Origin of the sequence: Pseudomonas anguilliseptica (assembly GCF_900105355.1) — a bacterium.
Classification (GTDB): domain Bacteria; phylum Pseudomonadota; class Gammaproteobacteria; order Pseudomonadales; family Pseudomonadaceae; genus Aquipseudomonas; species Aquipseudomonas anguilliseptica.
The window spans coordinates 2,052,305-2,064,267 of the sequence record NZ_FNSC01000001.1; the positions used below are offsets into that span (position 1 = coordinate 2,052,305).

The 11,963-nt window shown below is 61.6% G+C and carries 13 protein-coding genes and 1 pseudogene; 12 read left to right on the top strand and 2 right to left on the bottom strand.

Going from position 1 to position 11,963, the window contains the following annotated elements; genetic code table 11:
- The first annotated feature begins 145 nt into the window (after window positions 1-145).
- The gene (locus BLW24_RS09865; protein ID WP_090379823.1) at window positions 146-1,819 is read left to right on the top strand and encodes a putative bifunctional diguanylate cyclase/phosphodiesterase; all 1,674 of its coding nucleotides are present in this window, start codon (window positions 146-148) and stop codon (window positions 1,817-1,819) included.
- A gap of 57 nt (window positions 1,820-1,876) precedes the next feature.
- Here the strand turns inward: BLW24_RS09865 and pbpG are convergent, their stop codons facing one another.
- On the bottom strand, window positions 1,877-2,794 hold the full coding sequence (pbpG, locus tag BLW24_RS09870; RefSeq protein ID WP_090379826.1) for a D-alanyl-D-alanine endopeptidase: 918 nt from the start codon (window positions 2,792-2,794) through the stop codon (window positions 1,877-1,879).
- Window positions 2,795-2,936: 142 nt separating this feature from the next.
- On the opposite strand from pbpG, the pseudogene chrA reads away from it, so the two are divergent.
- Window positions 2,937-4,145: pseudogene (gene chrA, locus BLW24_RS09875) on the top strand (chromate efflux transporter); the annotation flags it as partial.
- A 212-nt stretch (window positions 4,146-4,357) separates the two neighbouring features.
- Here the strand turns inward: chrA and BLW24_RS09880 are convergent.
- The gene (locus BLW24_RS09880) at window positions 4,358-4,963 is read right to left on the bottom strand and encodes an XRE family transcriptional regulator (RefSeq protein ID WP_244161128.1); all 606 of its coding nucleotides are present in this window, start codon (window positions 4,961-4,963) and stop codon (window positions 4,358-4,360) included.
- Window positions 4,964-5,255: 292 nt separating this feature from the next.
- Between BLW24_RS09880 and BLW24_RS09885 the strand changes: the two genes are divergently transcribed.
- The 10 genes from BLW24_RS09885 (at window position 5,256) to BLW24_RS09930 (ending at window position 11,962) form a co-directional block, all read left to right on the top strand.
- Window positions 5,256-5,594 carry a helix-turn-helix domain-containing protein gene (locus BLW24_RS09885; protein ID WP_090379832.1) on the top strand — a complete coding sequence of 113 codons (339 nt, stop codon included), beginning with the start codon at window positions 5,256-5,258 and terminating at the stop codon, window positions 5,592-5,594.
- A 2-nt stretch (window positions 5,595-5,596) separates the two neighbouring features.
- A complete protein-coding gene (locus BLW24_RS09890; protein WP_090379835.1) occupies window positions 5,597-6,037 on the top strand; it encodes a hypothetical protein in 441 nt (146 codons plus the stop codon).
- Window positions 6,030-6,533: a DNA-binding protein gene (locus tag BLW24_RS09895; protein WP_090379838.1), complete on the top strand. Its 504-nt coding sequence runs from the start codon at window positions 6,030-6,032 to the stop codon at window positions 6,531-6,533. The genes BLW24_RS09890 and BLW24_RS09895 overlap by 8 nt, the downstream gene beginning before the upstream one ends.
- A 40-nt stretch (window positions 6,534-6,573) precedes the next feature.
- Window positions 6,574-7,554 carry an IS5 family transposase gene (locus tag BLW24_RS09900; RefSeq protein ID WP_090376416.1) on the top strand — a complete coding sequence of 327 codons (981 nt, stop codon included), beginning with the start codon at window positions 6,574-6,576 and terminating at the stop codon, window positions 7,552-7,554.
- A gap of 223 nt (window positions 7,555-7,777) precedes the next feature.
- Window positions 7,778-9,283: a Mu transposase C-terminal domain-containing protein gene (locus BLW24_RS09905; protein WP_167360351.1), complete on the top strand. Its 1,506-nt coding sequence runs from the start codon at window positions 7,778-7,780 to the stop codon at window positions 9,281-9,283.
- Between the two features lie 17 nt (window positions 9,284-9,300).
- Window positions 9,301-10,023: an AAA family ATPase gene (locus BLW24_RS09910; protein ID WP_090379844.1), complete on the top strand. Its 723-nt coding sequence runs from the start codon at window positions 9,301-9,303 to the stop codon at window positions 10,021-10,023.
- Entirely contained in the window at window positions 10,023-10,625 is a 603-nt protein-coding gene (locus BLW24_RS09915) for a hypothetical protein (protein ID WP_090379847.1), read from the top strand. The genes BLW24_RS09910 and BLW24_RS09915 overlap by 1 nt, the downstream gene beginning before the upstream one ends.
- Window positions 10,622-11,011, top strand: coding sequence for a hypothetical protein (locus BLW24_RS09920; RefSeq protein ID WP_090379850.1), 390 nt, complete (start codon window positions 10,622-10,624; stop codon window positions 11,009-11,011). The genes BLW24_RS09915 and BLW24_RS09920 overlap by 4 nt, the downstream gene beginning before the upstream one ends.
- Window positions 10,995-11,327 carry a hypothetical protein gene (locus tag BLW24_RS09925; RefSeq protein WP_090379853.1) on the top strand — a complete coding sequence of 111 codons (333 nt, stop codon included), beginning with the start codon at window positions 10,995-10,997 and terminating at the stop codon, window positions 11,325-11,327. Before BLW24_RS09920 ends, BLW24_RS09925 begins: the two co-directional genes overlap by 17 nt.
- Before the next feature lie 11 nt (window positions 11,328-11,338).
- Complete coding sequence (locus BLW24_RS09930) at window positions 11,339-11,962, top strand: DUF3164 family protein (protein WP_090379856.1); 624 nt, start codon at window positions 11,339-11,341, stop codon at window positions 11,960-11,962.
- Window position 11,963: the final 1 nt, after the last annotated feature.

An 11,963-nucleotide genomic window follows, 5' to 3' on the forward strand; every position in this document is an offset into this window, starting at 1 on the left:
TAATCCAGTACTCTGGTGCCACTTTCGGGTTCTTGCCATGCGCGCAGGGCGCGCGCCACTGACACAAGGATGTGCGTGATTAGACGTCGATTACGACGCATCCGAGCGGGTTCAATGCTCTTTATTTGTGCAGTGGGGGAAGTTTTTGTCCGCGTTCGTCGAACCATTACGGTTGCTTTTGCTGGCGGAAACGCCAGGCTGGGCGCAGTTGCTGCGCGAGCGCCTGAGTGCGCTCGGCAGTGGTTATGCGCTGATTACCGCACCGTCCTGGGAGGCAGCCAGCGCGCTGTTCGATAAACCCAGCAACGCCCTGCTCCTGACCACCGCGAAATACCTGCCTGCCTCCGGGCGCTGTTCCCTGCCGATTGTCCTGCTGCTGGATGCCGAGCCTGAAGCCGAGCCCGAGGGCGTGTGCGACTGGCTGGTGCGCGACCAGCTCAGTAGTGAAGTACTGCGCCGCTGTCTGCGCTATGCGCGCGAACAAGGCAACCTGAAGGACACCCTGCACCGCCTGGCCGAACAGGATGCCCTCACCGGCATTGCCAACCGTCAGGGCTTTCAGACCCTGCTTGCCGCGCGTCTGGCTGAATATGAAGGTCGCGGCCTGACCCTCGGCCATCTCGACCTGGACAACTTTCGTCACGCCAACGATGCCCTTGGCTATCAGGGCGGTGACAGCCTGATTCTGCAAGTGGTGGCGCGGATCAAGGCGCAGCTGCAGGCCGGCGATCAGGTGGCCCGGTTGGGCAGCGATGAATTTGCCTTGCTGCTCGACAGCCGCCGCGATCCGCAGCGTGCCGAACGGCTGGCCGCGCAGATTACCGAAGCCCTCGGCGAGCCGTACTGGATCGACGGTGAAAGCCTGCTGATCGGCTGCAGTCTGGGCCTGGCCCACTCCCGTGCCGAAGGCAGCGCTGACCCGCTGATGTGGCACGCACATATCGCCATGCAACAGGCCAAGAGCCAGCAGGGCTGCACTTTTCATATCTATGACGAACGGATCAATCGCAGCGCCCGCAACCAGGCCGACCTGGAAAGCGAGCTGCGCCGCGCCCTACGACGTGATGAGCTGGAGCTGCATTACCAGCCGCGTCTGTGCCTGCAGAGCGGGCGCATCGTCGGCCTGGAGGCGCTGGTGCGCTGGCGCCATAGCGAACATGGCCTGCTGGCCCCCAACGAATTTGTACCGCTGGCCGAGGAAAGCGGGCTGATCGTGCCGCTCGGCTACTGGGTGATCAGCCGTGCCCTGCGCGATATGCAGTGGTTACGTGGGCGTGGCCTGCCGGCGCTGCATATGGCGATCAACCTGTCATTCCGCCAGTTCCAGGACAGCCAGTTGCTGCCGACCCTCAGTCGCCTGATCGAAGAGCGCGGTGTCGATGCGCAGTGGCTGGAGTTCGAGCTGACCGAAACCGCCGTAATGCGCCGCAGTGATCAGGTGCAGCAGACCATGCTGGCCCTCGGTCGCCTCGGCGTGCGCTTCTCGCTGGACGACTTTGGCACCGGTTTCTCTTCTTTCGTGCACCTGAACAACCTGCCGATCACCTTGCTGAAAATCGACAAAAGCTTTGTCGGCGGCATGAGCGAGCGTGCGGAAAATCGGCAACTGGTGCGGGCGATGATCAACCTGGCGCACAACCTCAACTTGCAGGTGGTGGGCGAGGGCGTGGAAAACGCCGAGCAGCTGGCGCTGCTGCGTCAGTACGGCTGCGACCAGGTGCAGGGCTACCTGATCAGCAAGGCTTTGCCGCTCCCCGAGCTGGCGCGTTTTTTGGTGTTTGGCATGCGCCAGCCATTATTCGGGCTGAATAACAGCTGAGCCGCTCGCTGATACCAAAAGGCTCGCACTTGCTGCGGGCCTTTCTGTTTTACGGGGTTACTGCGCGGGCTTGCCTTGGGCTTGGGCTTGGGCTTGGGCCTGGCGCTGCGCCAGTTTCTGCTGGCGGTAGCTGATGGCCGCCGGCGGCACGGCAGTGACCTTGCCGGTTTCCAACCAACGCTTGAGGCGGTTGGCATCGGCCGTGTGGGTGTATTTGCCGAAGGCATCCAGCACCACGAAGGCCACCGGGCGGTTATTCATCACCAGGCAGCGACCCGCTTCGCCGGTGTAGCCGGTCTTGCTCAGCTGCACGCTCCAGCCGGGCTTGCGCACCAGGTTGTTGGTGTTGCGAAAACCCAGGGTGTAGTTGGGCTTGCGGAACGCCTGGGTCTTTTCCGCGGTGGTGCTGAACTGGCTGATCAGTGGGTACTGCCGCGCGGCCTTGAGCATCAGCACCAGGTCGCGGGCGCTGGAGACGTTCTGTTCCGACAGCCCGGTGGGTTCGACAAAGCGCGAATGCTTCATGCCCAGGGCGCGGGCCTTGGCGTTCATCGCCGTGACAAAGGCCGCGTGGCCACCCGGATAGTGGTGCGCCAGGCTGGCTGCGGCGCGGTTTTCCGAAGCCATCAGGGCCAACAGGAGCATGTCGCGGCGGCTCAGCTCGCTGCCCACGCGCACACGGGAGAACACGCCGCGCAGGTCATGGGTGTCGCGAATCATGATCGGCAGCACCTGATCCAGCGGCAGCTTGGCGTCAAGGGTGACCATGGCGGTCATCAGCTTGGTCACCGAGGCAATCGACACCACGCTGTCGGCGTTGCGCTCGTAGAGTACCTGATTGGTCTGCAGATCGACCAGCAGGGCGCTGCCGGCGGCCAGGTCCTGATGTTTGGCGGGGGCGGCCTGGGTGTTCGATGCAACTACAACGCAGCTGCAGATCAGCAGCAGGCTTACTATCGAATGGCGGATTTTCACAGGGAGCTTCACGGGCAGGTTGGAAGGAGGGCGCTGCACTGCCAAGTATACGGAAATCCGCGCGGCGGCTTGAGTGGGCGGGCTTAAATCGTCATGCACTCGCGCTATAGTGCGAGCGCGTTTATTGCCATGAGTTGCCCGCATGTCCGAATCGTCTGCTCCGCCTGCGCCGCCCGCTGTCAGCCTGGGTGAAGCCTTCTGGTTCTGGCTCAAACTGGGGCTGATCAGCTTCGGCGGGCCGGCTGGGCAAATTGCGATCATGCATCAGGAGTTGGTAGAGAAGCGCCGCTGGCTGTCCGAGCGGCGTTTTCTGCATGCACTGAACTGCTGCATGCTGCTGCCGGGGCCGGAAGCGCAGCAGCTGGCCACCTACATCGGCTGGCTGCTGCACCGTACCTGGGGCGGGGTGATTGCCGGGGTGCTATTCGTGCTGCCGTCGTTGTTTATCCTGATCGGCCTGTCCTGGCTGTATATCGCTTATGGCGATGTGCCGCTGGTGGCGGGGATTTTTTACGGGATCAAACCGGCGGTGACCGCCATCGTGGTGCAGGCGGCTTGGCGCATCGGCTCACGGGCGCTGAGGAACAACTGGCTGTGGGGCATCGCTGGGGCGTCCTTTGTCGCCATCTTTGCCTTCAATCTGCCGTTTCCCTTGATCGTGATTGGCGCGGCGCTGCTCGGCTATTGCGGTGGTCGGCTGTTGCCGCAGCAGTTCAGCCTGGGTGGTGGACATGCGGCGGCCAGTCATTCCTACGGTCCTGCGCTGATCGATGATGACAGCCCGCCGTTGGCGCATACGCGCTTTCGCGCCTCGCGCCTGGCGCTGTTGCTGCTGGTCGGCGCGCTGCTCTGGCTGCTGCCGATGGGCCTGCTGACCTGGCTGTATGGCTGGGATGGCACGCTGACGCAGATGGCCTGGTTTTTTTCCAAGGCGGCGCTGCTGACCTTTGGCGGCGCCTATGCGGTGCTGCCCTATGTCTACCAGGGCGCTATTGGTCATTACGGCTGGCTGACGCCGACGCAGATGATCGACGGGCTGGCCCTGGGCGAAACCACGCCAGGGCCGCTGATCATGGTGGTGGCGTTCGTGGCCTTTGTCGGCGCTTATCTGCAGCCGATGTTTGGCGGCGATTCGGGCTTTGTCAGTGGCGCAGTGGCGGCGGCGCTGGTCACCTGGTTCACCTTTCTGCCGTCCTTTCTGTTCATTCTCGCCGGCGGACCGCTGGTGGAATCGACCCATGGCGAGCTGACATTCACCGCACCGCTGACCGCGATTACTGCGGCCGTAGTGGGGGTGATTCTGAATCTGGCGCTGTTCTTTGCCTACCATGTGCTCTGGCCGCAAGGCTTTGTGTGAGGGGGTTCTAGGTATGGCACAGGTAGGGAAGTCGGTGGGATTACCTGGGACAAGCCGGGATTAGGCGCAAGGCCAGGCGCGGCGCGGGTTTGGGTGGTTGACGCGGCGGGCCGGCAGTGCCAAAGAGTTGCGAGAAGAAAACAGGCCGTTTTTGAGGGGTAAGGCCTGATTTAGCAAAGTCTTTGGCACAGCGAACTCCCCGTAACTCAGACCAGCCAGCCGCCAGCCCACACCGCCCGCCCGACAATCTGCAACTCGGCCAGGCGATCCTTGGGCACGGTCATTTCCTTGTATTCCTTGTTGTGGCTGATGATCAGCACTGAGCCATCAAACTGGCGCTGCAGGCGCTTGGCGTACAGGTGGTCATCAAGCATCACGACATAAACACCCTCACCCTCAAGGGTATTGCGGCGCTGGTCGATCATGACCGTGTCGCCGTCTTCCAGCAGGCCTGTCATCGAGTCGCCATCCACGCGCAAACACGCCAGGTCGGAGGGCGTCAGGCCCTTCTTGCGCAGGCTGTAGCGCGTGAACGATAGCTGTACCAGAACGCGGGAACGCTCGTTCCATGCGCCACTGCCTGCGCTACAGCGCGCGTCATAGAGAGGGACGAAGGCATAAGCATCGTCCTCAACCACCAGTGATGCGGACTGATTGGCAAATTTGTTGCCTTCGCCAGTCATGAGCCATACCAGGTTCACGCCACTGCATTCGGCCAGGCTAATCAGCACCCGGCGCGTTGGTTCCCCACCCTTCAGATAGCGCTGCAGCCCACCTTGGGAAATTCCTGCGGCTTTCGCTAAAGCACTCACGCTACCCGCTATAGAAGCGATTTCGCGGAGCCTATCGATGAACGCGGTATCACTTTCAGGTTCGTTACCCGAACCTGAAAGCCCAGCTGCTTCGTCGCTTTCAAGTTTCAACTTGCATAACCCTTTGAAATTAAAGGAATAAATTCTATAGAGTCACTCTTTCAATCATTTAGAAGTTGAAAGCGCGCTATAGCGCTTGTCTTTCAGCTTCTATAGAGCTATTTTTATGCCGTAGGTAACGTTAAACACCCCAAAAAACCACCCTGCCAGGTGGTTGAAATGGACGCCAAGCATGAACACAGCCGATATCCCCCTTGACCCCGCCCAGCGTTGGGAATGGATCAAGTACCAGCTCCGCACCAACGGTACGTCACTGGCCAAACTCGCCCGAGAGCTGCGCGTATCCGGCCCAGCCCTCAAGAACGTGAAGCGTACTGCTTATCCGCGCATGGAGCGGGCAATCGCCCAGGCACTCGACCTCCAGGTCGAGGTGCTCTGGCCGGAGCGCTGGAATGCCGATGGCACCCCGCAACGTCTGCGACCAAAGCGCCCAGAAGCTATAGCAGCGGATATGCAAAAGCATAACCCAGCCTATGACCTTGGGCACCGTAAAACCGGCACGGAGGCCTAGACATGCGTCACGGAAAAGACGACCGCACCTTGGACATCTTCGTTGTTCCCCAACCCAAGCTGGCTATCCCTGGCCACGGCAACTACGCCGCCCAGGTCAGCGAGTATGTAGGCGAGCTGCTGAAAGCCACCGATCTGGATCGTTATGAGATCGCCGCCCGTATGTCGCGCCTGTCCGGCGATGACGTGAGCAAGAACATGCTGGACGCTTGGGCCAGCCCGGCCCGCGCCGACCATAACCTTCCTTTCTATAGAGCGGCGCTGCTGGAAGAGGTGTGCGCGAGCCATCTGCTGACCAACTGGCAGGTCAACCAGCGTGGCGGTCGGGTGGCCTATGGCCGCGAAGCTCTGGATGCAGAACTGGGTCGACTGGAGCGTGTTGCTTCGGATGCCAGCCGCAAGGCGCGAGAACTGAAAAAGATCTTGGGGGATAACCATGCGTAAGTGGTTCACCGCCCAGGAACTGGCTGGACTGCCAGGTCTGCCTGGCACTGTTCAAGGTGTAAACCTTCGGGCCAAGCGTGAGGGTTGGGAAGCCCAGCTTCGTCTCGGGCGCGGTGGTGGTCAGGAGTACTGCCTCGCTGTACTGCCCGCCGAAGCACAGACCGCCCTGCTTGCGCGCCTAGTCAGTGACGAAGCGCCTCAAGCGGCTCCGATAGAGGCTAAAGAAATCGTATTGCGTGACGCGATTTCAGCATCACGCCTTACCGATGATCAACGCAACGTGATGACCGCGCGAGTGGCGATCATTCGCGAGATCGAGCGCATGAGTCAGATGACCAGCCAGCAGCGGGCCATCATGACCCTGGTCGGCCTGGCCCGTGATGGGCAGCTCAGCCCTTACCTGCAGGGGCGTGTGCAGGTAGCAAACGACCGCTTGAGCGATGACCGCACGCTGAGCGAGCGCACCCTTAAGGATGGTCTGAAAAAGACTTCCTGATTTTGGCAAAATATCCGCACTCCACCCGCCGAGTTTTCCGATGAAGCAGATGACCTTCGCCGACGCCGAGTACGCCGGCAAGCGCAAGCAGACCCGCAAAGAATTGTTCCTGATCGAGATGGATCGGGTAGTGCCATGGAAAGGGTTGATCGCTTTGATCGAGCCGCATTATCCAAAGGGTGAAGGCGGCCGACCGTCCTATCCGCTGATGGCGATGCTGCGAGTGCATCTGATGCAAAACTGGTTCGGTTACAGCGATCCGGCGATGGAAGAGGCGCTGTACGAGACCACCATCCTACGCCAGTTTGCCGGGCTGACTCTGGAGCGCATTCCTGACGAAACCACCATCCTCAACTTCCGCCGCTTGCTGGAAAAACACGAACTGGCTGCCGGCATCCTGGCCGTGATCAATGGCTACCTGGGTGACCGTGGTTTGTCGCTGCGCCAAGGCACCATCGTCGATGCCACGCTGATCAACGCGCCGAGTTCAACCAAGAACAAGAACGGTAAGCGTGACCCTGAGATGCACTCAACCAAGAAAGGCAATCAGTATTACTTCGGCATGAAGGCGCACATCGGGGTGGATGACGAGTCTGGCTTGGTGCACAGCGTGGTGGGTACTGCCGCCAACGTGGCGGATGTCACCCAGGTCGATAAGCTGCTGCACGGCGAGGAAAACATGGTGGGGGCCGATGCCGGATATACCGGTGTCGAGAAGCGCCCCGAGCATGAGGGCCGTCAAGTGATCTGGCAGGTTGCAGCACGGCGTAGCACTTACAAGAAACTCGGTAAGCGCAGCGCGCTGTACAAAGCCAAGCGCAAAATCGAGAAGGCCAAGGCCCAAGTGCGAGCCAAGGTCGAGCATCCGTTTCGGGTGATCAAGCGTCAGTTCGGTTATGTGAAGACGCGCTTCCGTGGCCTGGTCAAAAACACGGCGCAACTGGTGACTTTATTCGCGCTGTCAAATCTGTGGATGGCGCGCCGAGATTTACTGACGAATGCAGGAGAGGTGCGCCCGTAATGCTGGAAATGGCTGCCGCGAGGTGCTCGCGGCGGCTAAAAACACAGAAATGAGCCGGTAATCTGATCGTTTTTGATCGATTTATCACTTTCGAAATCAGCAGAGGCTGACGTCAGCCAGAAATGCATGGCTACTTCAGAGGATCCTTAAACGCTGGCTGGCGGACTTTCGCAAGCTGGGTGAAGTAGGCCTGGCCCCGGCCCGGCGCAAGGCGGATATGGGCGTGCCTGTCTGGGCCCTTGAGTTCCTGCGTTGCTACCAGCGCCCGACCAAGCCAGCGGTAGAGCGTGCTTATGCCGAGTTCAGCGAGAAGTACAAGGGCGACCGGCCGAGCATCCACCAGGTGCGCCGCTTCCTGGACAAGCTGAGCCCGGAGGCCCGCGAGCGTGGCCGCTACAGCCCGCAGGAATTGAAGGCATTCAAACCATTCCGCCGCCGCACTACCAAGAACATGCTGCCGGGCGACGTGTACACAGCGGACGGCCACAAGTTCGATTCCGAGGTGATCAACCCGCGCACCGGCAAGCCTTTCCGGCCGGAGATCACCACCACCATGGACGTGGCAACACGTCGCGTCCTAGGCGTGTCCGTCGGCGAGTCGGAGAACAGTATCGACGTGATGCACTCCCTGCGCGACGCCATCGAGCGCGGCGGCATGTTTGCCCTGTTCTACGTCGACAACGGCAGCGGCTTCGCCAATGACGCGGTGCGCGAGGTGGTTGATCGCCTGGGCGGTGAGATGGTGCATGCGCTGCCTTATAACAGTCAGGCGCGTGGCCTGATCGAGCGAGTGCACCAGTCGATCTGGGTGGCAACAGCCAAGCAGCTGGTCAGCTACATCGGTGCAGACATGGACAAGCATGCCGGTACCAAGGTGCACCGCATCAGTCGCAAGCAGCTGCGCGAGCATGGCACCACACGGCTGATCCCTACCTTGACCGAGTTTATGACCCTCGCCACGGTCGAGATCGAGCGATACAACAACCATCCACACCGGGCGCTGGGCAAGATCTGCGACCCGCAAACCGGGCGCATGCGCCACATGAGCCCCAACGAAGCCTGGGAAGCGGCCCGCGACTCAGGCTGGGAGCCGATGCTGGCCCCGCCTGAACTGGTCAGCGACCTGCTGCGCCCGCAAGTGGTGCGCCGCACCCTGCGCGGCGAGGTCTCCTGGGACAGCAACCGCTACTTCCTTAACGCGCTGCGCGATCTGCATGGCGAGGACGTGCGCATTGCCTACGACGTGCACGACGCCAGCCGCATCTGGGTGCGCACCTTGGAAGGTGAGCTGATCGGCGAAGCCCTGCTGGACGGCAATGCCAGCGACTACATGCCGCTGAACCGTATCGAGAAAGGACGCGAGAAGCGCGAGCAGGGCCAGATCAAGCGCGGTATCGACAAGATCGAAACCACCACCGGCAAGCGCGTCGAGTTGGTGGCCAGCCCGATCACGCCGAGCGCCAACCTGCTGCCCGCCCAGCTGGCAGCCGCACAGAACTATGCCGTCCTAGCCATGCAAGCCCAGGCCGAGCAAGAACAGTTCGAGGTGCCGAGCGATGCCATGGCCCGGTACCGCCTCTGGAAACAACTGGAAGTCCGCCAGCAGAGCGGCGAACCACTCACCGAAGACGAAGCCCGCTGGTATGGCCGCTACCCGGCACACCCGGACTTTGCCTCCATTCAACGCATGTTTGACCAATTCGCGGAAGCCGAACAGGCCCGCGCTTGACCTGGGGAGTAACACCAATGAGCGTTTCCAAGATCGTACCCTTGACCAACGTCGGCCTGCTGGCCAGCGCCATCGAGCGCGCCATGCTGCGCCCCCAGGGCCTGCCAGGCCTGGTGGTGAAGTACGGCCCCAGCGGCCTGGGCAAAAGCGTGGCCGCCGCCTGGGCCGCCAATCAGCACCGCGCCTACTACGTCGAGTGCCGCGACACCTGGACAAAAATGGCCTTCCTCAAGGCAGTGCTGCGCGAGATGGCCATCACCCCGGCCCGCACCTTGAGCGAAATGGTTGACCAGGTGGCCGAGCAGCTCGGCCGCAGCGGTCGCCCGCTGATCGTTGATGACGTGCAGTACCTGCTGGATAAGTCTGCCGCCAACATCCTCACCGACCTCTACAACGCCAGCCAAGGCACCATCGTACTGATCGGCGAAGAGCGTGTGCCGAGCAGCCTGGCCAAGCTGGAGCGCCTGCATAACCGCGTCCTGGAATGGGTGCCGGCGCAGCCAGCCACCCTGGATGACATGCAGCAGCTGGCGCGCAGCGCCTACCCCAATCACCAAATGGCCGAAGACCTGCTGGAGGATCTGCGCAAAGCCACTCGCGGTTGCCTGCGCCGCATCGCCGTCAACCTCTACCGCGTGCACAGCGAAGCCCAGGCCCTTTGCCTGGACGCCATCGACATGGCCACCTGGGGTAAGCGCGGCTGGTTTACCGGCGAGGCCCCAGCACGGAGGGGCCTGTAATGGCTGTAGGTCGCAAACCCGCCAACCTCGAAATGCAGGGCGGCAAGGGCAACCGCCAGCGCATCTGGCCAGCACTGCGCAAGAACCGGGAAGGCATCAGCCTGTACAGCCTGGCCCGCGCCTCGGGCGTGGAAGATGACACCGTACTCAGCTACCTGCGCTGCCTGATTGCCGGCGGCTACGTGGCTCGCAACGGCCGTACCTACGCCGCCGCCAACTACAGCCTGCTGCGCGATATCGGAGCCGAGGCCCCCAAGCTGAACCGTGACGGCACGCTCAACACCCAAGGCCGTGGGGTCGAGGCCATGTGGCGCATCCTGCGCGAAGTGGATGCCCGCGACCTGGTGCAGAGCACCCTTGCCTGTGGCGAGGCCGTCAGCCTGAACACGGCCAGGTCTTACCTGCAGTGGCTGCACAAAGCCGAGTACTTGGTGCTGGTTGTGGCCGGCAAGCCTGGTACTCCAGCCACCATGGCGCGCTACCGCCTGGCCCGTGGTGCCGACACCGGGCCGCGCCCGCCGATGATCCAGCGCATTGGCCAGGTGTTCGATCCCAACCTGGCTGAAGTCGTGTACCGCCAGCAACTGGGGGCCGACCAATGAGCCAGGCAGCCCGTGTAGATCTGACCGCTTGGGGCGCAGAGCCGCCCCAATGGATCAACCTGCTAGCCCGTGAGGTCGAGCAAAGCAACCGCACCCGAACCGGGGAGCGCATTGGCATTAGCCGCAGCGCGGTGAGCCTGGTACTGGCAAACAAGTATCCATCGCCGAGCACCGCCGCCATCGAGCGTCGCGTGATGGATGCCCTAGGCCGTATCGACTGCGTAGCCCTGGGCGAGGTGATCACCGCCGAGCAGTGCCAAAGCTACCGCGAACGCAAGGCACCCACTCACAACCCGATGGCTATGCAGCACTGGCGCACCTGCCAGAACTGCCCAAACAACCCCAACTGCAACGCCCAGGAGAACGCCCATGCACGCATCCACTGAACGGCCGTTGAAAGTATTGACCCCGCAACTGGCAGACCGCCTGCGCGTGTTCAACAGCGCCAGCCGCACTTTGCAGGCCATGGGTATTCGCCTGCATCGCATTGACCCAGTGGCAAACCTGCTGGTGGTCGGCCCCGAAGACGGCCACCGCCTTGTGCGTGACCGCCTGACCGAGGGCTATCAGTGCCACCCGTCAGCAGGCAGCACCCGTTACACCGTGATGTTCCAGGGCGTGTCCCTGGAGTGGCGCGAACCGATTAGCTACCGCGACTACGCCACCCAAGGCCCGTCCGGCATCGACCTGACTTTTCACTGAGGACAACCGACATGCAACAAGCACAACAAATCGTTATTCCAGAGGGCTGGGTGCGCAACGCCATTGGCAACCTGGTGCATGAAACTGAAATTCGCGAGCAGGACAAGCTGCGTGATGGCGTCGTGACCGAGATTGCCAAGAAGGCGGTTGATCTGAGCGCCGCACTCAAGGCGCTGAAAGAGAAGGCTCTGGCCGATATTGCCGACCTGATCACCATTGCTGGTGAGAAATACGACATGAAGCTGGGCGGGCCGAAGGGCAATGTCACGCTGACCAGCTTTGACGGCCGTTTCCGAGTGCAGCGGGTATGCGCAGACCGGATCACTTACACCGAAGAAATGGAGGTCGCGAAGGCCAAGGTATTCGAGTGCATTCGCTCCTGGAGCGATGTTTCGCATAAGCACCTGGTCACCATCGCTACCAATGCTTTTCGCCTCAACCGCCAGGGTGAAATCAGCGTCGCGCGTGTTGCCGAGCTGATGCGTATTGAGATTGACGACCCCGAGTGGCGTAAGGCTATGGAGGCGGTCAAGGACAGCTTGAGCGTAGCTGGCAAAGCGGTCTACATCCGAATCCAGGAACGCCAGACCGACGACTCCTACGAAACGATCATTCTTGATATTGCGGGGGTGTGAG

What these genes read in the sequence shown, in the direction of transcription:
- BLW24_RS09885 (WP_090379832.1), top strand. Translation starts at nt 5,256, where the DNA reads ATGAACACAGCCGATATCCCCCTTGACCCCGCCCAGCGTTGGGAATGG.
- BLW24_RS09890 (WP_090379835.1), top strand. Translation starts at nt 5,597, where the DNA reads ATGCGTCACGGAAAAGACGACCGCACCTTGGACATCTTCGTTGTTCCC.
- BLW24_RS09895 (WP_090379838.1), top strand. Translation starts at nt 6,030, where the DNA reads ATGCGTAAGTGGTTCACCGCCCAGGAACTGGCTGGACTGCCAGGTCTG.
- BLW24_RS09900 (WP_090376416.1), top strand. Translation starts at nt 6,574, where the DNA reads ATGAAGCAGATGACCTTCGCCGACGCCGAGTACGCCGGCAAGCGCAAG.
- BLW24_RS09910 (WP_090379844.1), top strand. Translation starts at nt 9,301, where the DNA reads ATGAGCGTTTCCAAGATCGTACCCTTGACCAACGTCGGCCTGCTGGCC.
- BLW24_RS09915 (WP_090379847.1), top strand. Translation starts at nt 10,023, where the DNA reads ATGGCTGTAGGTCGCAAACCCGCCAACCTCGAAATGCAGGGCGGCAAG.
- BLW24_RS09920 (WP_090379850.1), top strand. Translation starts at nt 10,622, where the DNA reads ATGAGCCAGGCAGCCCGTGTAGATCTGACCGCTTGGGGCGCAGAGCCG.
- BLW24_RS09925 (WP_090379853.1), top strand. Translation starts at nt 10,995, where the DNA reads ATGCACGCATCCACTGAACGGCCGTTGAAAGTATTGACCCCGCAACTG.
- BLW24_RS09930 (WP_090379856.1), top strand. Translation starts at nt 11,339, where the DNA reads ATGCAACAAGCACAACAAATCGTTATTCCAGAGGGCTGGGTGCGCAAC.